This window comes from Paenibacillus sp. OAE614 (assembly GCF_040546645.1).
In the GTDB taxonomy this organism is placed as follows: Bacteria; Bacillota; Bacilli; order Paenibacillales; family Paenibacillaceae; genus Paenibacillus_AQ; species Paenibacillus_AQ favisporus.
The window spans coordinates 5557902-5581283 of the sequence record NZ_JBEPOD010000001.1 but is presented as its reverse complement, the minus strand read 5'-3'; the positions used below and the strand labels follow the sequence as shown (position 1 = coordinate 5581283).

General features: G+C 57.5%; 14 protein-coding genes, 1 pseudogene, 1 riboswitch and 1 other annotated feature. Of the genes and pseudogenes, 13 read left to right on the top strand and 2 right to left on the bottom strand.

Going from position 1 to position 23382, the window contains the following annotated elements; translation table 11 throughout:
- Positions 1–97: 97 nt before the first annotated feature.
- Complete coding sequence (locus ABIE48_RS25690) at positions 98–1429, bottom strand: APC family permease (protein ID WP_192716990.1); 1332 nt, start codon at positions 1427–1429, stop codon at positions 98–100.
- 260 nt (positions 1430–1689) lie between these two features.
- Positions 1690–1798, top strand: a riboswitch (guanidine-I (ykkC/yxkD leader).
- 119 nt (positions 1799–1917) lie between these two features.
- On the opposite strand from ABIE48_RS25690, the gene ABIE48_RS25685 reads away from it, so the two are divergent.
- The 12 genes and pseudogenes from ABIE48_RS25685 (at position 1918) to ABIE48_RS25630 (ending at position 19849) form a co-directional block, all read left to right on the top strand.
- Positions 1918–2640 (top strand): urea amidolyase associated protein UAAP1, encoded by a 723-nt coding sequence (locus ABIE48_RS25685; protein ID WP_192716989.1) that lies wholly within the window; start codon positions 1918–1920, stop codon positions 2638–2640.
- A gap of 2 nt (positions 2641–2642) precedes the next feature.
- Entirely contained in the window at positions 2643–3311 is a 669-nt protein-coding gene (locus ABIE48_RS25680; RefSeq protein ID WP_145028891.1) for an urea amidolyase associated protein UAAP2, read from the top strand.
- Positions 3304–6937: pseudogene (uca, locus tag ABIE48_RS25675) on the top strand (urea carboxylase). The gene ABIE48_RS25680 and the pseudogene uca overlap by 8 nt, the downstream one beginning before the upstream one ends.
- Positions 6934–8667 carry an allophanate hydrolase gene (locus ABIE48_RS25670; protein ID WP_192716987.1) on the top strand — a complete coding sequence of 578 codons (1734 nt, stop codon included), beginning with the start codon at positions 6934–6936 and terminating at the stop codon, positions 8665–8667. Before uca ends, ABIE48_RS25670 begins: the two are co-directional and overlap by 4 nt.
- A 178-nt stretch (positions 8668–8845) precedes the next feature.
- Positions 8846–9101, top strand: a binding site (T-box leader).
- Positions 9102–9263: 162 nt separating this feature from the next.
- The gene (locus ABIE48_RS25665; protein WP_192716986.1) at positions 9264–10052 is read left to right on the top strand and encodes a class I SAM-dependent methyltransferase; all 789 of its coding nucleotides are present in this window, start codon (positions 9264–9266) and stop codon (positions 10050–10052) included.
- A 356-nt stretch (positions 10053–10408) separates the two neighbouring features.
- Positions 10409–11446 carry a LacI family DNA-binding transcriptional regulator gene (locus ABIE48_RS25660; protein WP_105441967.1) on the top strand — a complete coding sequence of 346 codons (1038 nt, stop codon included), beginning with the start codon at positions 10409–10411 and terminating at the stop codon, positions 11444–11446.
- 130 nt (positions 11447–11576) lie between these two features.
- The gene (locus ABIE48_RS25655; RefSeq protein WP_076175540.1) at positions 11577–12029 is read left to right on the top strand and encodes a VOC family protein; all 453 of its coding nucleotides are present in this window, start codon (positions 11577–11579) and stop codon (positions 12027–12029) included.
- A 28-nt stretch (positions 12030–12057) separates the two neighbouring features.
- Positions 12058–12759 (top strand): SDR family oxidoreductase, encoded by a 702-nt coding sequence (locus tag ABIE48_RS25650; protein WP_192716985.1) that lies wholly within the window; start codon positions 12058–12060, stop codon positions 12757–12759.
- A 53-nt stretch (positions 12760–12812) separates the two neighbouring features.
- A complete protein-coding gene (locus ABIE48_RS25645) occupies positions 12813–13484 on the top strand; it encodes a ThuA domain-containing protein (protein WP_192716984.1) in 672 nt (223 codons plus the stop codon).
- Between the two features lie 739 nt (positions 13485–14223).
- Positions 14224–16290 (top strand): alpha-galactosidase, encoded by a 2067-nt coding sequence (locus tag ABIE48_RS25640; protein ID WP_192716983.1) that lies wholly within the window; start codon positions 14224–14226, stop codon positions 16288–16290.
- 31 nt (positions 16291–16321) lie between these two features.
- A complete protein-coding gene (locus tag ABIE48_RS25635) occupies positions 16322–18925 on the top strand; it encodes a carbohydrate-binding protein (protein WP_192716982.1) in 2604 nt (867 codons plus the stop codon).
- Between the two features lie 96 nt (positions 18926–19021).
- On the top strand, positions 19022–19849 hold the full coding sequence (locus tag ABIE48_RS25630; RefSeq protein WP_192716981.1) for an aldo/keto reductase: 828 nt from the start codon (positions 19022–19024) through the stop codon (positions 19847–19849).
- 88 nt (positions 19850–19937) lie between these two features.
- Here ABIE48_RS25630 and ABIE48_RS25625 read toward each other — a convergent pair whose 3' ends face one another.
- Entirely contained in the window at positions 19938–20804 is an 867-nt protein-coding gene (locus ABIE48_RS25625) for a helix-turn-helix domain-containing protein (RefSeq protein WP_192716980.1), read from the bottom strand.
- Positions 20805–21003: 199 nt separating this feature from the next.
- Between ABIE48_RS25625 and ABIE48_RS25620 the strand changes: the two genes are divergently transcribed.
- Positions 21004–23343 carry a glycoside hydrolase family 95 protein gene (locus ABIE48_RS25620; protein ID WP_192716979.1) on the top strand — a complete coding sequence of 780 codons (2340 nt, stop codon included), beginning with the start codon at positions 21004–21006 and terminating at the stop codon, positions 23341–23343.
- Positions 23344–23382: the final 39 nt, after the last annotated feature.

The following is a 23382-nucleotide window of genomic DNA, read 5'->3' as shown; positions in this document are numbered from 1 at the left end:
CAGCGCTGAGCGGTTCAGGCGGGCCGTGTCCTTTTTCTTTTTTTTCGAAATATCCGCCTCTTGTGTGAACGGCAGGATGGCGAGCAGTCATTTTCCCTTAAACCGCGCTCTCCATTTCCGCACCCGGTGCTTCATGTACCGTCGGTTTGGCCCGCCGCAGCGAATAGAACAGCAGTCCGAATACGAGCCAGCCGCCGCCAAGCAGCAGTGAGGAAACGTCCAGAAGGGTGACGAGGTACAGCACGAAGCCGGCACCGAGCAGCGGGCACAAAAGACGGAAAATGAGGTCTTTGGGAGTGCGGCCCTTTTCGCGGACGATGTAGTGGAAAATCACGGACAGGTTGACGAACAGGAACGCCGTCAGCGCGCCGAAATTCACGAATTTGATCGCCGTTTCTAAACTGATGAACAAGGCGGACAAGGAAATAACGCTTGCCAGCACGATATTGAACACGGGCGTACGGAACTTGGGATGGATGGAAGCGAATGTTTTGGGCAGGAGAGAGGTTCTACCCATGACGAACAGCAGCCGGGTGACGGTCGTCATGGAGGACATGCCTTGGGACAGAATGGAGAAAATGATGACGAACGTAAACACCGAGGCCAGCACGCTGCCTCCGATGGACTGCATCAGCTCAAAGCCGGCGGAGTCGGCGCTCGCAAACGAAAAGGAAGGGTACATTTGCTGGATTAAATAAGCGGTGGCAAAATACATCAGCCCGGCCAGGATGACAATGACTATAATGGCACGGGGGATCGTCTTCTTCGGGTCTTTCGTTTCTTCGGCCATCGTCGTAATGGAGTCGAATCCGAGGAAGGAGAAGCAGACCAGCGAGGCTCCGGCCAGAATGGAAGAGAACGAGACGCCTTTTCCTGCGGCAAACGGGTCGAGTCCCGCGGTAATCCCGCCTTGCAGCGCTTTGTATACCAAGAGCGCACAGAAGCCGGCGATAAACAAAATTTGCATCAGGACGAAGATTTTGCTGACATTGGCCGATGTTTTGATGCCAATGATATTGATCGCCATGACGACGGCCGTCAGGAGGATGATCCAGACCGCCGAGGGTACGGATGGGAACTGCGCGTTCAAATTAATTCCGAACATGAGCACAGCGATAATGCACGAAAATAAATAGTCGAGCAGGACGGCCCAGCCCACCACAAAGCCGAGGAACGGGTTCATCGCTTTGGTCACGTAGGTGTACGCCGAACCCGAGACGGGGAAAGCCCTCGCCATTTGCCCGTAGCTTGCCGCCGTGAAGACGATGGCTACAAACGCCAGCATGTAAGCGGCCAGGAGCATGCCTCCCGAACCCTCGTGAAGCACGCCGAAGCTGGTGAAAAAGATCATGGGCGACATCCAGGCCAGGCCCATGGTCACGACATGGGACAAGGATAAATCTCTTTTTAATGTTATGTTATTTGACATATGACATTCCTCCTCCAAAGGGATAAAGCAACTGACGGCGATTCGATATGTCATGACATCTCACATTTTTGCAGGCTATTTCCGAAAAATCAAGTCTTTTTTCTGAGTTTACATGCAAACGTATGTTCCATTATGGCCTATAACCTCACATTAAACCGCCTTTTACAGCTAAATATCCGCATTTTAATAATTTTTTTGTAAGTTTTTATTGCATGCTGCCAAGAGATCATGTTAGTATTCATAACATAAACAACCGCATACGAAATGTCTTCTAGGGTTCCGGGACGATGAAAGTCATCGGCTGGCTGGTCCGAGAGAAGGCGCACCGGGGCAGCCTGGTGTACACGGCGGGAAAAAAGCCCGGGAGAATCTATCAAAGCACGCTTTGATGTTTCTCCTGGGCTTTTTTTATTTTTAATTGGCAGGTTTGGGGCTCACTGGCGTTTATGTCCGGCCAGCAGCAGGCCTGCTCCATAGGAGGAATGAAAATGACAGCAAGCTTTTCGATTACGATGGGACCCGGCGGCAAATGGTCCGCCTATATCGGCAAGGGCAAGTCGGTCACCTTGACGGCCGCGGGCGATTCAGCGAATGTGTCTGCGCTGCTGTATCATGGGGCGTATCCGTCGGAGAGGTACAACATGCCGGATTCGCTCAAGGCGCAGCATACCGCTTTTTATACGGCAGGTCACGTGCTGATGAGCGATCAGGGCCGCGTCCTTGCATCCATCATTGAAGATACTGCCGGCTGGCATGATCCCCTGGGCGGATACACGACCCGTAAGGGAACGGACGGTAAGTATGGTCCGACTTCGTACCAGCAGGAGCGCAACGCCTGGCTGCGAAGCGGCGAGGAAAACCTGACAGTGGAGCTGTACCGCCATAACCTGACGCCGCGGGATTTGAGCGCGCCCGTGAATTTCTTTTCGAAAGTGGTATGCGAGCTGGACGGGACGATGAGGTATGTTCCCCAGCCAACCGATGGGCGCTCCGTCACCCTTCGGACGGAAATGGATGTGCTGCTGGTCGTGTCGAACACGCCGCATCCACTCAACCCCTCGGCGGTGTATCCGGGGGCAGCGGTGGAGATCCGTATAACGGATGCCGCGCCAATGACGGAAGACGATCTGTGCGTGAACCACTGCGGTGAGAACCGGCGAGCTTTTGAAAACACATGGAATGCCTATGCACTCATGAAAGGGGCGAATTGAAAATGAGCACATTTCAAGCGGTGGCAAGCGAACGAAACGCGGCGGATGCCGTGTACAATCACATCATAGCTGCAGGAGAGGGCTGGATTTATGACCTGTTCCCCGGGCAGGTGCTGCGCATCGTCGATGTGGAGGGCAATCAGGCGGTGGACACTCTGTTTTATTCCAAAGAAGACCCGGGCGATCATTACAGTGCGGTCCGTACGATTACCCGTCAAAATAACATTTATCTGACCACAGGCTCAGTGCTCGTAGCCGAATCGGGGCGGGAGCTGCTGCAGATTACGGCCGACACCTGCGGCCGGCATGACACGCTTGGCGGTGCCTGCTCGGCCCAGAGCAATACAGTGCGGTATTCACACGATACGCTCCCGATGCATAACTGCCGGGATACCTTCATGCTGATGCTGGCGGGCCGGGATGAATTCACGAAGCGGGATTTGGCCCCGAACGTCAATTTTTTCATGAATGTGCCGGTGACGCCGGAAGGGGAGCTCACCTTTGCGGATGGCGTATCCGGACCGGGACGTTACGTCGAGCTGACGGCGCTGGCGCCGGTCACCGTCCTGATCAGCAACTGCCCGCAGCTGAACAATCCTTGCAATGCCTATAACCCGACGCCGGCGCAGGTGCTGGTTTGGAATGCGGAAGGAGGCGAAGGCGATGTTTAAAAAGGTGCTGATCGCCAACCGCGGAACGATCGCGGTACGGATTATCCGGACGCTGCGCGCGATGGGCATTGCGTCGGTGGCCGTGTACACGAAAGCGGACCGGGACAGCCTGCACGTGGAGCAGGCCGACGAAGCCGTGCTCATCGGGGATGGCCCAGCAAAGGAGAGCTACGTGAATGCCGAGCTGATCCTGCGCACGGCTCTGGACACCGGGGCGGACGCGGTGCATCCCGGATACGGCTTCTTAAGCGAAAACGCCGGATTCGCCAGAGCATGCGCAGAGTACGGCATCACGTTTATCGGGCCGTCCCCCAGGCATATCGAGCTGTTCGGCCTGAAGCATACCGCGCGCTCGATGGCCGAGCAGGCGGGGGTGCCGCTGCTGCCGGGCACAGGGCTTATTTCGTCGGTGGACGAAGCCGCCGGGCAGGCTGAAGCGATCGGCTACCCCGTCATGCTCAAGAGCACGGCCGGCGGCGGAGGCATTGGGATGCGTATTTGCGGCGACGAAGCGGCGCTGCGGGATGCATTCGAATCCGTGACCCGGCTGGCGGCGGCGAATTTCAATGACGGTGGCGTTTTTCTGGAGAAGTATATTGCGCAGGCGCGCCACGTTGAGGTGCAGATCTTTGGCAACGGCGACGGCGAAGCGGTCGCTCTGGGCGAACGCGACTGCTCGGTACAGCGCCGGAACCAGAAGATCATCGAAGAGACGCCGGCTCCGCTGCTGGCGGAACCGGTGCGCCGGGAAATGCACGAAAGCGCGCGGCGTCTTGCCGCAGCCGCAGGTTACCGCAGCGCCGGCACGGTCGAGTTTTTGTACGATCCGCAGGAGGAGAAGTACTACTTCCTGGAGGTGAACACCCGGCTGCAGGTGGAGCATGGTGTCACGGAGGAGGTGCTCGGCATCGACCTCGTGGAATGGATGGTCCGGGAGGCGGCCGGCGATTTGCCGGGACTCGCGCAGCGGGTGCGTGAACCGGAGGGGCACAGTCTGCAGGTGCGTCTGTACGCGGAGGACTGCGTCAATGCTTTCCGTCCGGCGGACGGCCGGATCGACGCGGTGGTCTGGCCGGAACGCGCAAGGATCGAGACGTGGATTCAGCCGGGCCTCGAAGTGACCACGCTCTATGACCCGATGCTGGCCAAAATTATCGTCCACGCCAAGACGCGGCAGGAAGCCGTCTCCCGGATGATCGAGGCGCTGCAGGCGCTGCGCGTGTACGGTGTGACGACAAACCAGTCTTATATCGAAGCTTTTCTGGATACCGAAGCGTTCCGCGAAGGGCGGGTCTATACGAACATGCTGGCCGGTTTTGAGCCGGTCGAGCCGGCGATCGAGGTGCTGGACGGCGGCGTTCAAACCACCGTACAGGACCTTCCCGGCCGAACGGGGTACTGGGATATCGGCGTGCCTCCATCAGGGCCGATGGACCGGCTGGCTTTTGCCATCGGCAACCGGCTGCTCGGCAACCCGGAGGAAGCGCCGGGTCTGGAAATGACGCTGCGCGGAGGAAGCTACCGCTTCCGCGGCGCCATGCGGTTCTGCCTGACCGGGGCCGATATACAGGCGGAGCTGGACGGCGAACCGGTGCCGGCGTATACCCCGGTGACGGCGTCCGCCGGCTCGGTGCTGACCCTGGGCGAAGCCGCCGCCGGGATGCGCGCTTACCTGCTCGTCGCCGGCGGCTTGGATATGCCGCTGACGCTGGGCAGCGCGTCGACGTTTACGCTCGGCGGCTTCGGCGGCCATGCCGGCAGCGCGCTGCGGCCGGGGGCGGTGCTCCGGGTCCGCAGCGACTCGCCGGAACGCCAGTCCGAGCCTCTAAGCTTCCTCTCACCGGCATCGCAGCCGGCGCTGACGCGGGAATGGACCCTCGGGGTCATTCCCGGACCGCATTGTACCGCCGAATACCTGCTTCCGGCGTAGTTTGGACCAGCTAACCTCCACGGTGTGGGAGGTGCATTTCAACAGCTCGCGCACCGGCGTCCGCCTGATCGGCCCTGCCCCGCTGTGGGCCCGGGAGGACGGAGGCGACGCCGGGCTGCATCCGTCGAACATCCACGACAACGCCTATGCCGTCGGCGCCCTGGACCTGACGGGCGACATGCCGATTCTGCTCGGACCGGACGGGCCGAGCCTCGGCGGGTTCGTCTGCCCGGTCACGACCGCGACGGCGGAGCTCTGGAAGATCGGGCAGCTCCGCCCGGGCGATCAGGTCCGTTTCCGACTGATCACTGTAAAGGAAGCCGAAGAGCTGAGAGCAGCCCAGGAGGTATTTCTGCGTGAGCTCTCCGGTGGTGCGTCTGTGCCGAAGCTGCCTGAGCTTCCACATACATCCCGCGGCGACTATATGCCGCTGCTTGCATACGAGGAAGAAGGGCGGCGCTTTCCGATTGCGGTGCGCTGCTCCGGGGACGAAAATATTTTGGTGGAATACGGGGAACGTGAACTCGATCTGCTGTACCGCTTCCAGGTGTATGTTCTGATGCAGGCGGTTACGGACAGCGGAAGCATCCCGTATATCGAAATGACGCCGGGCATCCGTTCCCTGCAAATTCATGTAGATGCGGCCCGTATGTCCGTGAAGGAGGCGGCGGCGAAGGTGATGGAGATCGACCGGACGCTGCTGCCTCTCGATTCCATCGAGGTCCCTTCCAGGATCGTCAAGCTCCCTTTATCATGGGACGATCCGGCCACAAGGCTGGCGATCGAGCGCTATCAGCAAAACGTGCGTCCTGATGCGCCTTGGTGCCCGAGCAACCTGGAGTTTATCCGCCGCATGAACGGGCTGGGCTCGATCGAGGAGGTGGCGGAAATCATTTTTAACGCCTCTTATCTGGTCATGGGGCTCGGGGATGTATACCTGGGAGCGCCGGTTGCGGTTCCGCTGGACCCCCGCCATCGGCTGGTGACGACTAAATACAATCCGGCCCGCACATGGACGCCGGAGAATGCCGTAGGCATCGGCGGAGCCTACCTGTGCGTATACGGCATGGAAGGGCCGGGGGGCTACCAGTTTGTGGGGCGCACGGTACAGATGTGGAACAAATTCCGCCGAACGGCGAACTTTGAGCAGGGGAAGCCGTGGCTGCTGCGCTTTTTTGACCAGATCCGCTTCTATCCGGTGTCGGAGGAGGAACTGCTGCGAATGCGGGAGGACTTCCCGCGCGGGGAGTTTACCGTGGACATCGAAGAAACGACGTTTAATCTCGGCGACTACCTGGCCTGGCTGGACACGATCCAGGAGGAATCAGCGGTGTTCCGGACGTCCCGGCAGGCCGCGTTTCAGCAGGAGCGCGCGTACTGGAAGGAGCTTGGCATCGCGGAGCATGTATCCGAACCGGAGGCGGCCGCGACTCAAGAGCAGGGGACGCTCCCGGAAGGAAGCCTCGGCGTGAACAGCTCGATGTCGGGCAGCGTCTGGAAGGTGCTCGTGGAGCCGGGCCAGGAGGTCCGCAAGGGTGAGACTATTATAATAGAAGAAAGTATGAAAATGGAGTTTTCCCAGCCTGCCCCGTTCGATGGCATCATTGCCTCCGTCTTTGTGGCGTCCGGCGATCAGGTGCGGGCAGGCGACTGCATCGCAGCGATCTTTCCGTTGGAAAAGGAGGCGGCGTCATGAGCATCCAGGCGGTTCCTTTTGAACTGTGTATCCATGCCCTCCAGCAGGGTTATCGGAGCGGCAGCTTTACGCCGCAAGAGGTGATCGCGGCCATTATCGGGCGTGCGGAACGGGACAGCGGGATGAATATTTGGATCATGCCGCCGGAGGAGGAACGAATTGCTCCTTATCTCGAAGGGCTGAAGGGGCTGGATCAGGCGGTCTGTCCGTTATGGGGCATCCCGTTTGCGGTGAAAGACAACATCGACGTGGCGGGCTGGCCGGTCACCGCGGCTTGCCCCGACTATGCGTATGTGCCGGAACGGCACGCGCCGGTGGTGGAGCGGCTCATCCGCGCCGGTGCGATTCCGGTGGGCAAGACGAACCTGGACCAGTTCGCCACCGGCCTTGTCGGCACGCGCAGCCCCTACGGCGAGACGCATAATGCGCTCCGTCCGGAGCTGATCAGCGGCGGCTCGAGCTCCGGCTCCGCCGTCAGCGTCGCCCGCGGGCAGGCTGTGTTCGCCCTCGGCACCGACACGGCCGGCTCGGGCCGGGTGCCCGCGGCGCTGAACGGCCTGGTCGGCTATAAGCCGGCCGTCGGCGCCTGGCCTGCGGCGGGCGTCGTTCCCGCCTGCCGCAGCATCGACTGCGTGACGGTGTTCACCCGTCACGTGGACGACGCGGCCGCCGTAGATGCGGCCGCACGCGGGTGGTGCGCGGACGATCCGTACTCCGCGGACCGTCCGCTGCACCGCGGCGAGCAGCCGAAGACGTGGCTGCTCCCGCAGGGCCGCCCCGAGTTTTTCGGCCCGTTCGCGGCCGAATACGAGGCGGCCTGGAACCGGGCGGAGGAGACGATCGCCCGGTCCGGGGTCCGCGTGCAGCAGGTGGATGTGTCCCTGCTGCACGAAGCGGCGGCCCTGCTGTACGAGGGGCCGCTCGTGGCCGAGCGCTGGAGCGCGCTCGCCGGCTTCATCGAGGCGCATCCCGGGTCGACGTTTCCGGTGACGGAAACGATTCTGCGCTCGGGGGCCCAGGACGAGCATACGGCGGCAGCCCTTTTTCGCGCCCAGCATCGTTTGGCTGAGATTCGCAGGGCGGTCCGTTCCTGGCTGCGGCAAGCCGTGCTGGTGCTGCCGACCTGCGGTGGCACGTGGACGAGGGAGCAGGTCGGCGCAGATCCCATCGGAACGAACAGCAAGATGGGCCTCTATACGAACCACTGCAACCTGCTGGATCTCAGCGCACTGGCGATTCCGGCCGGACAGGCGGGGCCGGAGCTCCCCTTCGGCGTGACGCTGTTTGCGCTTCCTGAAGAAGAAGCGAACCTAACTGTGGCCGCGCGCTTCCTGCTGCGGCAGCAGGACACAATTCGTGTCGCCGTCTGCGGACTGCATATGCGCGGCATGCCGCTGGAGCCGCAGATGACGGGTCTCGGCGCGGTATTTGCGGAAGAGGCGCAAACCGCCCCGGTGTACCGCCTGTACAAACTGGCGACCGAGCCGCCGAAGCCTGGGCTGGTACAGACGCCTCAAGGCGGAGCGCCGATCGCGGTGGAGCTGTGGGATATGCCGGTGGAGTCTTTCGGCAGGTTCACAGCCTCGATTCCCGCGCCGCTCGGGATCGGTCGGGTGGAGCTAGCGGACGGGCGGAGCGTCCCGGGTTTTGTCTGCGAGGCGTACGCCGCAGAAGGGGCACTGGACATCACGGTTTCAGGGGGATGGAGAAACGCGATGGCCGAAGTATAACCGGGCTTATGAGGGCTGTCATCCTGATGAACTATTCAACAATCTGGCGGTAAGCGTTCTAGTTTTGTTGGTACAACCGGAGATTAATATTGAGCGTTTTATGGAGCGTCTATTTGAATAAAATCATTGAATCCTTAATTCACGGATGATATACTCATAAAAATTCCAGTATATCCCTTATAAAGCATTGATGAGAAAGAGTAGTTGAACCTCGTCTTTTCCAGAGAGCCCCTATGAGCTGAAACGGGGTAAAGATGAGCTCAATGAAGATGGTCTCTGAGCTGCACTTCGAAACCGTATTGGGAGTAGGTTGTGACGGGCGCACCCGTTATCGTGCTAGGGTATACAAACATTTTTTTGACGTACCCGAAATAAGGTCGATGCGTGCGTCGATGAACTTGGGTGGTAACACGGAGATAACTCTCGTCCCTTTACGGGGCGGGAGTTTTTTTAGATTATAGAATTTATCAATGTTCAGCGGAGCTGAAGCGATTCTATAATCGCAAGAAAAACTTCCGCTAAGCGCGGTCTGTCTTCGATGAAGTTACGTCGATGGACGTTTTTGTTATCCAAATTGATTTGGGGAGGTTTATGAGATGGAAGGAAAACATACCTTTAATGATGTTGCCAAGGAGTACGATCAGTATCGACCAAATTACCCGGATCAACTGTTTAAAGAAATTGTGGAGTACGCCGAATTAAAAACAACAGATGAAATACTCGAAATTGGTTGTGGTACGGGTCAGGCTACAAGCGGGTTTGTTAACTTAGGTTATTTCAACATAACTGCCGTTGAGGCGGGTGAAAATCTGGCGAATCTGACTCGCAATAAATTCAGGGACAAATCCAGTGTCACGGTTGTTAACTCGCCGTTTGAAGACTGGCAGCATCAAGGGCTACGTTTTAAGCTGGCCATTTCGGGAACTGCGTTTCATTTCATCCAACCGCAAGAAGCCGGATACCGTAAAGTCCATGACCTGCTTAACGATCAAGGATCTGCCGCCTTTTTTTGGACCGTCCATATTCCATCGTTTAATGAAATATTTAACGAAATTCGAGACATTTACAGAAAATACGCTCCCGAGCTCGATGATTCACTTAACCCTTCCCTGGAACAAATTATTGAGGAACGCTCGCACTTGACGTTACAAGGCGATCTATTCAATGAGCTCGAGGTCAAGCAGTATCAATGGGAAGACACCTATGCAGCAAGTGATTATATTTCTTTGCTAAATACAAATTCCAGACATCGGTTAATTCCGGAAAACGTGCGACATGACCTGTTTAGAGGGATAAAAGAGGTCATTGATGAACATGGAGGTACAATCGTAAAACCTCAGGCCGTTGTTTTATTCCTCGCAAGAAAAAATAAACTCGTTAAATAGGCCATCTGGGTTCATGAAAGTTAGCCAGTCCGGTCTCAACCGGTTCTGGCCTTTTTTTATGGCAACAAAAACTGCGAGTTTGTTACGAGCATACTTCAACTCTTTTTCCCAAACGGCTCAAATAGCAAGCACGATTAAAGCATGGCCCTCCGCCTCCTCGAAAATGTATTGACAACATGTGGAAGAGGGGATAGATTGAACTCATAAACACGTGTTTATGCCCAAAGGCGTTATTTTTTGGATGGCGAATGCCGGATTCGCGATCGTACATACAGGCATGGTGAAGCAGAGCCCACGGATACTGCAGCTTGCGCCGTCTTTTGTGAACACGTGTTAATGAATTTGGAGTGTGCAGGATGAGGAAGAACGACATCAATAGCATCGAAATCGCCAGAATCGCAGGCGTCTCGCGAAGCACCGTCAGCCGGGTGATCAACAATTACCCAAACGTGCCGCAGGCTACGCGGGAGAAGGTCATGCAGGTCATCGAGAGATACGGCTATTCTCCCAATTTCTCGGCACGCATCATGACTGGTATGAAAACGCTTACGATTGGTCTGTTCCTGATTTCGCCGGAGGCGATTCACGACACGCTGACCCACGCGCTGATCAGCGATGTGATCGAGAGCGCGTCCAGCCGCGGCTACTACGTCCTGACCCACATTATCCGGAGCACAGGGGATATGGAAGCCGTCCGAAAGGTGAAGGATACGTTTTATCAGCGGCGGATTGACGGCGGCATATTTATCGGCGCGGCGAATCATGAACCGTTTATCGAGGAGCTCATTGCCAAAGGATTTGTGGCGGGAATCGTGGACCAGCATCTGGAGGGGCGGCTGGAGCCGAACCGGGTGATCTGCAATTTTGACAACAAGCTGGGCATGAAGCAGGGAGTCGATTACCTGGTAGGCCTGGGGCACCGGAACATTGCGTTTATTGCGGGCGATCCGCTTCGCTGCTCCGGTCCCGAGAGAATGGAAGCTTTTCAGGATGCAATGGCGGCTCACGGCCTAAAGGTGAACCCGGACTGGGTCCTGCCATCGGATTTCTCCGAACGAAGCGGATACGAGTCGACCGCGCGCTGGCTTCAGAGCATCCCAGACCTGCCGACGGCCATTTTCGCCTGCAACGACAGTGTGGCATTCGGAGCGCTTCGAGCCTTGAACGAGGCCGGGCTGCGGGTACCTGAAGACATCTCCCTGATGGGGTTTGACGATCATCTCTTGAGCTCGCGCATTCAGCCGGCGCTAACCACGATACGCGTGAACTTTTCCGAAATGATCGACATGCTGACGCGGCAGGTCATCGAAACCATTGAGGACGGTACGCAGCTGTTCAAAAAATACGTGGGGACCGCGGAGCTGGTCATCCGGAACTCGTGCCGGAAAGTCTAATTTAAACAGTAAGGATGAAATGTGCGTCGGATTAAGTGTTTGGCGGGAACAGAAGAGGGAATCTATTGGCTGCTTAGGGTTCGTAGTAAAAAAGCTTTTCCAATTCAGGGCTGTTAAGGAGGATTTTTATATGACGGCAGGCGCATTAGGAACCAAGCTGGTTACACAAATTGGGATTGTCGTGAAAGACATCGATACCGTTTCGCAGAGCTATGCGGATTTTCTGGGGGTGGAACGGCCGAAATGGTCCTGGACGGACACCGTGGATGTCGCCCAGACGGAGTTTAACGGGCAGCCTTCGGAGGCGCGCGCGAAGCTGGCCTTTTTTGACTGCGGGCAGCTGCAGATCGAGCTGATCGAGCCGGATGAGCATCCGTCGACTTGGCGTGAGTTTTTGGATGAGCATGGTGAAGGCGTGCATCATATCGCGTTTGGAATTCAAGGAATGAAGGACAAGATCGCCGTTCTGGAAGGCCGCCACATGCCGCTGATTCAAAAAGGCGAATACACCGGCGGGCGCTACGCATACATCGACAGCAGCAACGAGCTGAAAGTTCTGATCGAGCTGCTGGAAAACGATTAATCCGATAAGCAGGTGAGGTGCTGAAGCTATGAATATTTTGATTACGGGATCGGCCCGGGGGCTTGGCTTTGAAACAGTCAAAGCAGCGCTTGCGCTTGGGCATACCGTGTTTGCAGGCGTGCGGGATATGGAGCGTCATACCGAGTCGCTTCGTGCAATGCGTGCAGTCCATCCGGACCGGCTCACGCTGATCGCAATGGATGTCACTGACGAAGAAAGCGTGAAAAACGCCAAGTCAGCCGTGCTGGAGCATACGGATGTGCTCGATGCCTTGATTAACAACGCAGGCGTGCTAATCGGCCGCGAGCATAAGCTGGAGGAGCTGGATTTTGCCGATATGGAACAGTCCATGCTGGCGAACCTGTACGGGCCGATGAAGGCCGTGAAGCATTTCCTTCCGCTGCTGCGCAGGAGCGCCCAGCCATGCATCATCAACATCAGCTCGGAGGCCGGATGCTTTGCCGGGGCCTACGGCGGGGATTATCCTTACGCGATATCCAAAAGCGGGCTGAACTACTTTACCGCCCAGCTCCGCAAGGAACTGACCCCTCAAAACTTTGCGATCTATGCTGTACATCCCGGCTGGATCAGGACTCCGATGGGCGGCGACCAAGCGCCGGGCGACCCGGCGGATACCGCGCAGGGCTTGCTGCGCATTGTGGAACGAACCGTCATCCCCGATCCGAATGCCTGGATGGTGAACCATCGCGGGGAAGCGATGCCCTTTTAATGGTTGCGATCTTTGGACCACCGTATTGCTTTCGACAATAAGGAGGAAGCCACATGAAAACGATTTGGGCGGTTGTCGGCGACTTTTATCATGAAGCCGAGCCGGCGAAAAAGTCACTTGAACAAGCTTTGGAGCCCTTCCTGGCGAATGGACAAACTGGGCTGCTGTATAAGGAAGTTTCTGATTTCGCCGCCGGGCAGCTTGGGCAGAAGCCGGACCTCGTTATTTTATTTGCGGAGAACCGCCTTGAGCCGCAAAGCGACCCGGAGGCAGCCTGGATGACCGAGGACATCGGCCGGCAGATCGAAGCATACGTGAGTGGCGGAGGTGCCTGGCTCGCATGGCATTCCGGGCTGGCGTCGTATCCCGAGGACGGCGCGTATGTGAACATGCTGCGGGGGTATTTTTTGTCACACCCGAAGGAGCACAGTGAGGTGACCTATACACCGGTCGGCAGGTTGGTCTTGGGCGAGCTGGACGGTACGTTCCGGTTTAAGGACGAACACTACTTTGTCGCTTGCTCCGAGCAGGAGACCGAGGTGTTCCTGCGGTCTTCTTCGCGGGACGGCGAATCCATTGCCGGCTGGCTGCATCCTTACGGCGAGGGACGGGTAGCCTGCGTGACGCCGGCTCATCTGCCTGAGGGATTGCTGAACGAAGGGTTCATCCGGCTGATGCAGCGGGTGATTGCATGGAGCCTGGAGCTCGAAACGGTGGATGCGTAGGGAAGGAAAGTGGCCCTGAGGAGAAGCCGTTTCTGACGAAGGCGGGGCATATAAGCTTGTATAGGCCTGGATGCCTGAGTGACTGAGGATTCTCTTGGCATGAAGAATCGGCGAGAGATGATGAAAACATAGCAGCTGGGAAGAGATGAAAAGGAAGTTGGAAAAGGCAGACGGATGCGTCTGCTTTTTTTTGTTTGTCAATCGATTGGTATGGGCGAGGTTGCGAGCGATGCAATGCGCAATAGGAGCATGGTTGATGGCTGCCATGTCTGTTGGTGTTTGTGATATCAGATGCAGGGTTCGAACTATTTTTGATGTTTAGCCCCGCACGGCATGCCCTCCCAGCACAACCCAGCGGAGGGGACGAAACAATTCCGGAGAAGCGGAGCGGTCGCCTGAAAGCTTTCCGAAGGAAAGCTCACTTCGAAAGCATAAGCAGTCCCCGAATTTTACCCTTCTATCTAATCCGCAAAAATTCGGGGGCAACAGCGATCGGAGGAATGTTTCGTACACGGAGCGCCCATCGAAGCGCCAGCATCACTACATGCCGCATTTTAACAGCCCGCGCTTCATCCAGAAGCGTTAATTCCCGCTATCAATCGGTAGATCGCTCTATAGCAAGCCGATAAAGCGCTTTCTATAATGAAGTCATACGGCTGGGGCGGAAGCGGATGCCAAGCATTCCTGACTTTTGCCCGTGCAGCCAGAGACTTGCAGAGACAGGAGGAAAATGAGGCGAATGATCACAAACAGCCAAACGGACGCGGTCCAGGTCCGGCAAACAGGCTCCCTGATCCGCGTATCCACGGATCGGATGACGCTGGAGATCGACCTGGAACAGGGCCATTACAGCGCTGCCGGCGGTACGCTGTGGGACTGGAAAGAAATCCGCAGCGCCATCCGGTGGAACGGGCGTGAATACCATACGGGCAGCTACGAACGCCACAGCATGAATGGGGAGCCGGAGTGCATCGTGGATGCCTTCGGGACCGGCATTCACTTAACGCTTATGCATGAATCCGACATGCTCCCGACACTGGAGCAGCATTTTTGGATTTACGAGGGTGCGCCGTTTTACCTGACGCAGCTGGTGGCCGTCCATAAGACGCGCATCCGTCTGAACCGGATGACGGTGCTGCGGTGCGGTCAGCTGTCCTTTGGGCCGGCCGTGGACATGGACAAGGAAGATGAGCTTACGGTGCTCCGCGTTCCCTACGACAACGACAAGTGGGTCCGCTATGAGACACAGACGGCGCCGCTGTGCACCGAGAGCTACGAGGTTACGGCCTTGTTCCGGCCGCACAGCCGGCAAGGGATCGTTGCCGGTTCACTGAGTCATGACGTCTGGAAAACCGGCATCAAAATCCAGGGCGAACAGCCGGGAACACTGGATGAGCTGGAGCTGTACGCCGGCGCTGCCGGGGAAATGACCCGGGATTTTCAGCCGCACGGATACGTCCATGGGACACGCGTGGCGTCGCCGGTCGTATTCGTCGGCGGGTACGACGATTACCGCCGCGGCCTGGAGGCTTACGGACGGGCTAATGCTACCCTGTCGCCGGCGCTTCCGTGGGAAGGCGGGGTCCCTGTTGGCTGGAACAGCTGGTCTGCCGCGATGAGTACGCTGGATTACGATCTGTACACATCAACGAGCGATTTTTTGAAACGGGAAGTCCAGGCGGATGGTTTTCAAAATAACGACACGCTGTACATCAACTTCGACGCTTTCTGGGACCGCCTGACGGATGAAGAGATGGAGGATGCGCTGAACCGGGTGCGGCAAAACGGCCATAAGCCGGGGACGTACTGGACACCTTTTGCCTTCTGGGGCAGTCCGGCCCAATTCGACAAGCCTGTGGAGGGAACGGATGGCGAGTTCACGTACAGCGACATTTTGCTGCGGGACGCCGAAGGCGAAATTCTGCCGGACATCGCCGGCGGCCTGGCGATCGATCCGACCCATCCGGGGGCGCTGATGCGCATCGATTGGTTTACGGACAAAATCATCCGGGAGGGCTTTGAGTACATCAAGCTCGATTTTATGGCGCACGGTGCGCTGGAGGGGCAGCATTACCGCCCTGAAATCACGACAGGTATTGCTGCCTATCATTATGGGCTGTCTTATTTGGCGAAAAAACTGTCTCCGGAAGCCGCCGGAAAGCCGATCTTCATCAACCTGTCGATCGCGCCGCTGTTCCCGTACGCCTTTGCGCACAGCCGGAGAATTTCCTGCGACGTGTTCGGCATGATCGGGGATACGGAGTATCTGCTAAATTCGCTGACCCACGGCTGGTGGATGAACGATACGCTGTACCGGTTCAACGACCCCGATCACTCGGTGCTGTACAAGAGCTTCAACCAGGAGGCCACCACCCGCCATGAAGGGCGGAGCCGACTGACGGCATCCGTGATCGCGGGGACGGTGCTGCTGCTCGGAGACGATTTCAGGCAGGAAGAAGCAGCCTCCCGCGCCAAGGCCTGGCTGAAGAACGGCAGCATCATGGAGCTTGCGCGGAAGGGGACAACATTCATTCCGGTGGAAAGCGCCCTGGGCGGCCGTGCGGCGGACGCCTTTATGCTGGCTGATTCGGACGAGGAGGGGACGGTCTACCTGGCTGTGTTCAACTTCGACGGCAAACAGGCGGCGAACAAGACGGTGCCCGTGGACCGCTTGGGACTCGACCCGCTCGCAACTTACCGCGTAACCGACCTGTGGGAAGGGACTGAGAGCGAGGCCAGCGGGGAAGTCCGCTTAAGCCTTGAACCGGCGGAGTCCACCATTTTGAAGTTATGCATCCAACCCTAATTCAAATTTCAAGGAGGATTGAGGATTGCCGATGAGTACACGAACCCGGTTTATCCCGAAAATATTGCTGATGGTATGGGCGGGGCTGCTGGCCCTGTCCTGGCCCGGGGCTTCCTGGGCTGCATTTTCTGAAACGGCTGCCAGAACGGGAGCCGATGCAGCAGTTGTTTCGTACGAGGCGGAAGCTGGCGCCAACACATTTACGGGCAATGCGGGTCCTGCAGACTGCGGAACCTGCTCGGGCGGCAAAAAAGCCGGCAACCTGTATGGCGGCTCCACTTTGCAGTTTAACGGCGTCACCGCGGATCAGGCAGGCGTCTATACAATGACGGTGCACTACATTTCCGGCGACCCCCGCGCGGCCGTCATTTCGGTCAACGGGGAGGAAGGTGAAAATTTCAACTTTCCCAAAACGGCGGACTGGAATACGGTCGGCACCTACGATATCCAGATCGACTTGAAGCAGGGCAGCAATACGATCCTCTTCGACGACGGCGGCGGATATTCTCCGGATATCGACTTGATAGAGCTGCGGCTGGCATCGGCCGGCGACGGCGTGCCGGACCATGACGGCAGCATTGGCGAACTGGGCAAACAGCTCCATGTCACGAAGTACGGCCCCATTACGCTGACTGAGTATCAGCGCGGATTTCGTGTGGCCAATCCGTCGTATGAGCTGCTGTACAACACTTCGACCGGCCTGTCCCAGTACAACTGGAACCATAAGCCGGTGATCAAGGGTGCCTATAGCGAAATCCAGCTCGACAAAACCGTGGCGAGCAAGGATTACGGCAAGCATACGTTTAAAGCCAAGGACGGTGTGACTCCCTTCCGTGACGCCACGGGCGAAGGCATCAAGGTTACGGTCCGCAGCGAGCAAAAAGGACTGCCGGACCTGAGCCAGGTCTTTTACATTTATAACAATGGACCGTATGTGTTGATGGAAGTGACGGCTTCCCAAGCCGCCGGGCTGACGACCAACCAAATTGCGCCGCTGGCCGTAGAGGCTCGGGGCGGCGTTGATATCGGCAGCTACGGCGACAACCGGGTGCTCGTGACGCCTTTTGATAACGACAGCTGGTCCCGGTATCAGGCGAAAAGTATCAATACTCGCTTAAATACGGATAACTATGTCAGTTCCGAACTAACAGCCATTTATGACAATACAAGCCGAAAAGGTCTGGTGGTTGGTTCCGTTACGCATGACACATGGAAAACGGGAATCCACTGGAGCGGCACCGACAATAAGCTGAACGAGCTGCGCGTGTACGGGGGCTTTACTTCCCAGGCTTCCACGCATGACAGCCTGCCGCACGGAAGCGTGTCCGGAAAGAGTGTGACTTCGCCGAAGGTGTTTATCGGTTTGTACGACGACTACCGCAAAGGCCTGGAGGGTTACGGCCAGGTGAACGCCGCGATTGCTCCGCCGCTTGCTTTTGGCCAAAACATCCCTGAAGGCGTACCGGTCGGCTGGAACAGCTGGGGCGCTTATGCCGATCATCTCAGCTACGACAACGCGGCAGCCGTCTCCAACTATGTGAAGGAGCATCTGCAGAACAACTCTTTCGAGAACAACGGGAATGTGTATATTAACCTCGATTCGTATTGGGACAACATGACCGACCAGCAGCTGACCGATCTCGTGAAGCTGATTCACGGCAACGGCCAGAAGGCAGGCATCTACTACTCCCCGTTCGTTTATTGGGGGGACAACATGGACCAGGTAGTTGAAGGGACCGACGGCAAGTACAAGTACGGGGATATCGTGCTGAGGGATGCATCCGGCAACGTTCTGCCGAAGTTGGACGGCGCTTATGCCGTGGACCCGACCCATCCGGCGGTGAAAGCCCGGATCGACTACTATATGAACCGTTTCAAAAAGGAAGGTTTTGAGTATATTAAGGTAGACTTCCTGTCCCATGGCTCTTTGGAAGGCCGGCATTACGATTCGAAAGTGCAAACCGGCATTCAGGCGTACAATCAGGGAATGGCGTACCTCGATCAGGCCATCGGCGGTACGATGTTCATCAGCGAATCGATCGCTCCGCTGTTCCCGAGCCAATATGCGCACAGCCGCCGCATTTCCTGCGACGTGGACGGAAGCCTGGGCAGCACGGAATACCAGCTGAACAACTTGACTTACGGCTGGTGGCAGAACGGGACGATTTATCATTACACCGACCCGGACTATATGACGCTGGTGAAGGGCGGCTCGTATGAAGGAGCGCAAACCCGTGTCAATGCGGCGGCCATTTCGGGTACGGTCTTCCTGAACTCCGACGATGTGAACGACCCGGCGGCGCGCCAGTACATGGAAAGCTTGCTCACCAATCCGGAAGTGAACGCGCTGGCGGTGAAGGGCAAAGCCTTTAAGCCGGTGGAAGGAAATACCGGAACGAAAGCGGCGGACCTGTTTGTGCTTGAAGACCAAGGAACGTATTACTTGGCCGTGTTCAATTACACGCAAAATCCGGAGCAGCGTCAGATCGACCTGAAGCGTGCCGGCATTCCTGTCCAAGCGGGGGCTTCCGTTCAAGTGACCGATTTGTGGACCGGGGAAAAGGTAACGGCAGGTGCAACGCTGGACGTTACGCTGAAAAGCGCCGAATCCAAGCTGTACCAAATTAGTCCTTGAATTTGACTTTGCCCATAGGCTGGTTTATCTTGGGACAGGATGGGTGGTTTTCAGTCATCCACGACATTTACCTGATTCGAAGGAGGCGTCTTACTCATGAACAATCTGCAGTCCACCACAACCTTGTCCAGCGGATATGCCATGCCATGGCTCGGGCTGGGCGTCTACAAGGCACAGGAAGGCAATGAGGTCGTTAGCGCGGTGAAAGCGGCCATTGAGCACGGCTACCGCAGTATTGACACGGCTGCGCTGTACGGTAACGAAGAAGGTGTCGGCAAGGCGGTCCGGGAATCCGGCGTTCCGCGTGAGGAGCTGTTCATTACCACCAAAGTTTGGAATTCGGATCAAGGTTATGACTCTACCCTGAAGGCGTTTGAACAAAGTATAAGCAAGCTGGGCCTGGACTATGTGGATCTGTACTTGATTCACTGGCCGGTCAAAGGCAAGTATAAGGATACATGGCGTGCGCTGGAAAAGCTGCAAAAGGACGGCAGGGTCCGTACGATCGGCGTATCCAACTTCCACGTTCATCATTTGGAGGATCTGATGCAGGATGCCGAGGTGAAACCGGCCGTCAATCAGGTGGAGCTGCATCCGCTGCTCTCCCAAACGGAACTGCGCAGCTACTGCAAATCGCAGGGCATTCAGATCGAAGCCTGGTCGCCGCTGGCTGCGGGCCAGCTGCTGGACAATGAAGTGCTGGCAGGCATCGGCGCCAAATATGGTAAATCCACCGCGCAGGTCATCATCCGCTGGGATCTTCAGCACGAGATCGTGACGATTCCGAAATCGGTCAAGGAGCATCGGATCATCGAAAATGCCGATGTGTTCGACTTCGAATTGACGGCGGACGAAATGCAGCAGATCGACGGGTTGAACCGGAACCAACGGACCGGCGGGGACCCGGATAATTTTAATTTCTAAGCAGCATCTATCAGAGCAAGTATGACCAACCCAATCGCGTATTCCGGCTGACCAGCGGATGCGCGATTTTTTTATTCCTTCCCCGGACTCATATCCGGTGCAGCGGATTCAGCCGGTACTGGCTGGGAGTCGTGCCGTGAAAGCTGCTGAAGTGCCGGGAAAACGGGTGGATGGACGGGTACCCCAGCTTTTCCGCAATCGCCGTAATGCTCAGGTCGGTTTCGACCAGCATATGGGCCGCCCGCTTCATGACGAGCTGATGATGGTAGGCCTTCGGGGTCATCCCCGTTTCGCGCAAAAACAGTTCATGGAAATAGGTGCGTTTCAGACCGCAAAACCGGGACCAGGCTTCAACCGACTGTCCATGCTCCGGACGGCTGTTCAAGTACTCCAGCAGGCGGACGATGCGGTAATCGCTCGGATGCTGCACGTTCACAGCGTTGTGCCAGGACAGCATCCAGCCGTACAGAAAGCTGTTCACCGTTTCGCTGCGGTAAAACTTGGATTCGCTGTACATCCTGGCGATCATGGCGATTCCATCATACAAATGGGGATGGGCGCGCAGGGAGAAGACGCTCGGAAGCCGGTCCAGTTCATCGCAGGGCAGTTCGATAGACAATCGGTCAAAAATGAAAGGCTCGGGCGCATGGATGAAAGACCGGCTCGGAGAGAGCGGGTTGGCGTTATCCCATAAATCGAAATACAGATTATACGAAGGCAGCGGATGGGATGGGCGGATGTGAAAAGCATGCGGCTGGCCCGGGCGCAAAAAAATGAGCGTTCCCCGCTCGATCGGATATTTGACCCCTTCGACCTCCATTTCTCCAGGGCCTTCATTAAACAAGTGGAGGGCATACACGCTGCCTGCGCGCAGATGCTCGTTGCTGCTGCCGTCGTACAGATAACTCATGGAGTCGCCTACGAATGGAGTTATCTCGGATAATGCTTTGTTCATATCATGTCTCCCCCGCATTTAGAAGGTGTATGTTTGCTGATTCAAAATGATAGATTGGCGGATGAATTGATAAATCAATGGATGCGTTAACAAAGACAGATTATACATCAAAATGATACGATAAAATCAACGGTTCTGGAATAGTATCCAGTAAGAAAAGCGGATGAATTTGCAAATGAATTTTGGTGGAGGATATCGAATGAATGACTTGAAGCTCTGGTACGAGGGCCCCGTGGCAGGCTGGGCACAGGGGCTGCCGCTCGGGAACGGCAGAATAGGCGGCGTGATTATATCGGCTCCGCACAAGGAAGTTTGGAGCCTGACCGAGGTCACATATTGGTCGGGACAAGCGGAGCCCTGCCACGGCCGCTCCAATACGAAGCAGGATCTGGAGCGGATGCGTGAGCGCTTTTTTGCGGGCGATTATGCGGCTGGCGACAGGCTGGCGAAGGAGCACTTGCAGCCGCCCAAGCGCAACTTCGGCACGAATTTGAGCATATGCGACATCATCCTGGAGTGGCCTGCGGCAGCCTCGGAAGGGGAAGCGAAAATGCGCAGGGAGCTGGATTTGCAGCAGGCGGAGGCACGCTCCGCCGGTACAATGAACGGATACCGGTTTGAACGGGAGACGTTCATTTCGCATGCGGACGATCTGATGGTGTCCCGGCTGTGGAGCGAGGATCCGGCAGGCCTTACGTTCACGCTCCGGCTCGAGGGCCGGACGGAAGAATTCTGCTGTGAAGCCCGGGAGCCGGATATGCTGGCCTTCGCCGGCAAAGCGGTCGAAACCGTGCACAGCGACGGAACATGCGGGGTGTCCTGCAGCGGACTTGTGCGCCTTCAGGTCCGGGGAGGAAGCGTGCTTGCCTCATCGGGAACGATCCGGGTGGAGCAGGCGGAAGAAGTGTGGGTGTACACCGCCGTGCACACGGATTACCGCCAGCAGGACGATGCATGGAAGGAAGCGGGCTTCCGCCAGCTGGAGCAGGCGCTGGGCAAAGGCTATGACCGGCTCAAGGCAGACCATGCCGCCGATTACCGGCCGCTGCTGGAGCGGGTGCAGCTGGATCTCGGCACGTCAGCGGCGGCCGGCCTGCCGACAGATGAGCGGATGCGCCGATTCCGGGCAGGCCAGACGGATGATCCGGCGCTGTTCGCGCTCTTCTTCCAGTACGGCCGCTATCTGATGATCGCCGGATCGCGCCAAGACTCGCCGCTGCCGCTGCACCTGCAGGGCATCTGGAATGACGGTGAAGCGTGCCGGATGGGCTGGAGCTGCGACTATCATCTGGACATTAACACGCAGATGAACTATTTTCCGGCGGAAATTGCCAATCTTGGTGATTGCCACGAGCCGTTGATGCGCTACATCCGGGAGCTGGCCCACTCCGGCCGGTCCGCCGCGCGGCAGTATTACGACGCCGAAGGATGGGTGGCCCACGTATTCTCGAACATATGGGGCTTCAGCTCGCCCGGATGGGAAACGTCCTGGGGCCTGAACGTAACGGGCGGCCTCTGGATCGCCACCCATATGATGGAGCATTACGAATACGGCATGGACGACGTTTTTCTGGCCGAAGAAGCGTACCCGGTGCTCAAAGCAGCCGCAGCTTTTTTCCTGGACTACATGACCGTGCATCCGGAATTCGGCTGGCTGGTGACTGGGCCCTCCAACTCGCCGGAGAACAGCTTCTATCCCGGATCTCCGGAGGAAGGAGCGCAGCAGCTCTCCATGGGTCCGACGATGGACCAGGTATTGGTTCGGGATCTCTTCACGTTCTGTCTGAACTCAGCCCGAAAACTGGACGTGGACGCCGAGCTGCAGCGGAAGTGGGAGCACGCCATCTCACTGCTGCCTCCATTGCAGGTCGGCCGGCGCGGCCAGCTGCAGGAGTGGCTGAAGGATTACGGCGAAGCGCAGCCGGAGCACCGGCATTTGGCCCATCTGTTTGCCCTGTATCCCGGCAGCCAGATTACGCCGCATCACACGCCGGCATTGGCGGAGGCGGCGCGGGTAACGCTGCAAAACCGCATGGAGCGCATCGACCTTGAGGACGTGGAATTTACCGCCGCCTTATTCGGCCTCTTCTTCGCCAGGCTGCACGACGCCGGCCGGGCTGAGCATCATATCGCCCATTTGATCGGCGAGCTGTGCCTGGACAACATGCTGACCTATTCCAAGTCGGGGATCGCCGGGGCCGAGACGAATATTTTCGTAATCGACGGCAACTTCGGCGGGACGGCCGCGATCGCGGAGATGCTGCTGCAGAGCCATGCTGGGGAAATTCATCTGCTGCCGGCGCTGCCGGACAGTTGGCCGGACGGGGAAGTTCGGGGGCTTCGGGCCAAAGGAAACATGGAAGTGGACTTGACATGGAAGTATGGCAAGCTTGTCCAGACCCGGATACAGGCCTTGTCGAGCGGAACCGTTCAGGTATACTGCGGGGATCGGAGCGTGACGCTGAACTTAACCGCCGGCGAGGTGCATACGCTGGACGGAGCGCTCGCCGCGAATACGGCTGCCGGACGAACAAGCTGAGCCGCGCTGAGCTTCGGTGAACTTTAGGCATAAAGGCAA

Coding starts and splice junctions, on each gene's coding strand:
- ABIE48_RS25665 (WP_192716986.1), top strand. CDS start 9,264: ATGGAAGGAAAACATACCTTTAATGATGTTGCCAAGGAGTACGATCAG.
- ABIE48_RS25660 (WP_105441967.1), top strand. CDS start 10,409: ATGAGGAAGAACGACATCAATAGCATCGAAATCGCCAGAATCGCAGGC.
- ABIE48_RS25645 (WP_192716984.1), top strand. CDS start 12,813: ATGAAAACGATTTGGGCGGTTGTCGGCGACTTTTATCATGAAGCCGAG.
- ABIE48_RS25685 (WP_192716989.1), top strand. CDS start 1,918: ATGACAGCAAGCTTTTCGATTACGATGGGACCCGGCGGCAAATGGTCC.
- ABIE48_RS25640 (WP_192716983.1), top strand. CDS start 14,224: ATGATCACAAACAGCCAAACGGACGCGGTCCAGGTCCGGCAAACAGGC.
- ABIE48_RS25620 (WP_192716979.1), top strand. CDS start 21,004: ATGAATGACTTGAAGCTCTGGTACGAGGGCCCCGTGGCAGGCTGGGCA.
- ABIE48_RS25690 (WP_192716990.1), bottom strand. CDS start 1,429: ATGTCAAATAACATAACATTAAAAAGAGATTTATCCTTGTCCCATGTC.
- ABIE48_RS25630 (WP_192716981.1), top strand. CDS start 19,022: ATGAACAATCTGCAGTCCACCACAACCTTGTCCAGCGGATATGCCATG.
- ABIE48_RS25670 (WP_192716987.1), top strand. CDS start 6,934: ATGAGCATCCAGGCGGTTCCTTTTGAACTGTGTATCCATGCCCTCCAG.
- ABIE48_RS25625 (WP_192716980.1), bottom strand. CDS start 20,804: ATGAACAAAGCATTATCCGAGATAACTCCATTCGTAGGCGACTCCATG.
- ABIE48_RS25680 (WP_145028891.1), top strand. CDS start 2,643: ATGAGCACATTTCAAGCGGTGGCAAGCGAACGAAACGCGGCGGATGCC.
- ABIE48_RS25635 (WP_192716982.1), top strand. CDS start 16,322: ATGAGTACACGAACCCGGTTTATCCCGAAAATATTGCTGATGGTATGG.
- ABIE48_RS25650 (WP_192716985.1), top strand. CDS start 12,058: ATGAATATTTTGATTACGGGATCGGCCCGGGGGCTTGGCTTTGAAACA.
- ABIE48_RS25655 (WP_076175540.1), top strand. CDS start 11,577: ATGACGGCAGGCGCATTAGGAACCAAGCTGGTTACACAAATTGGGATT.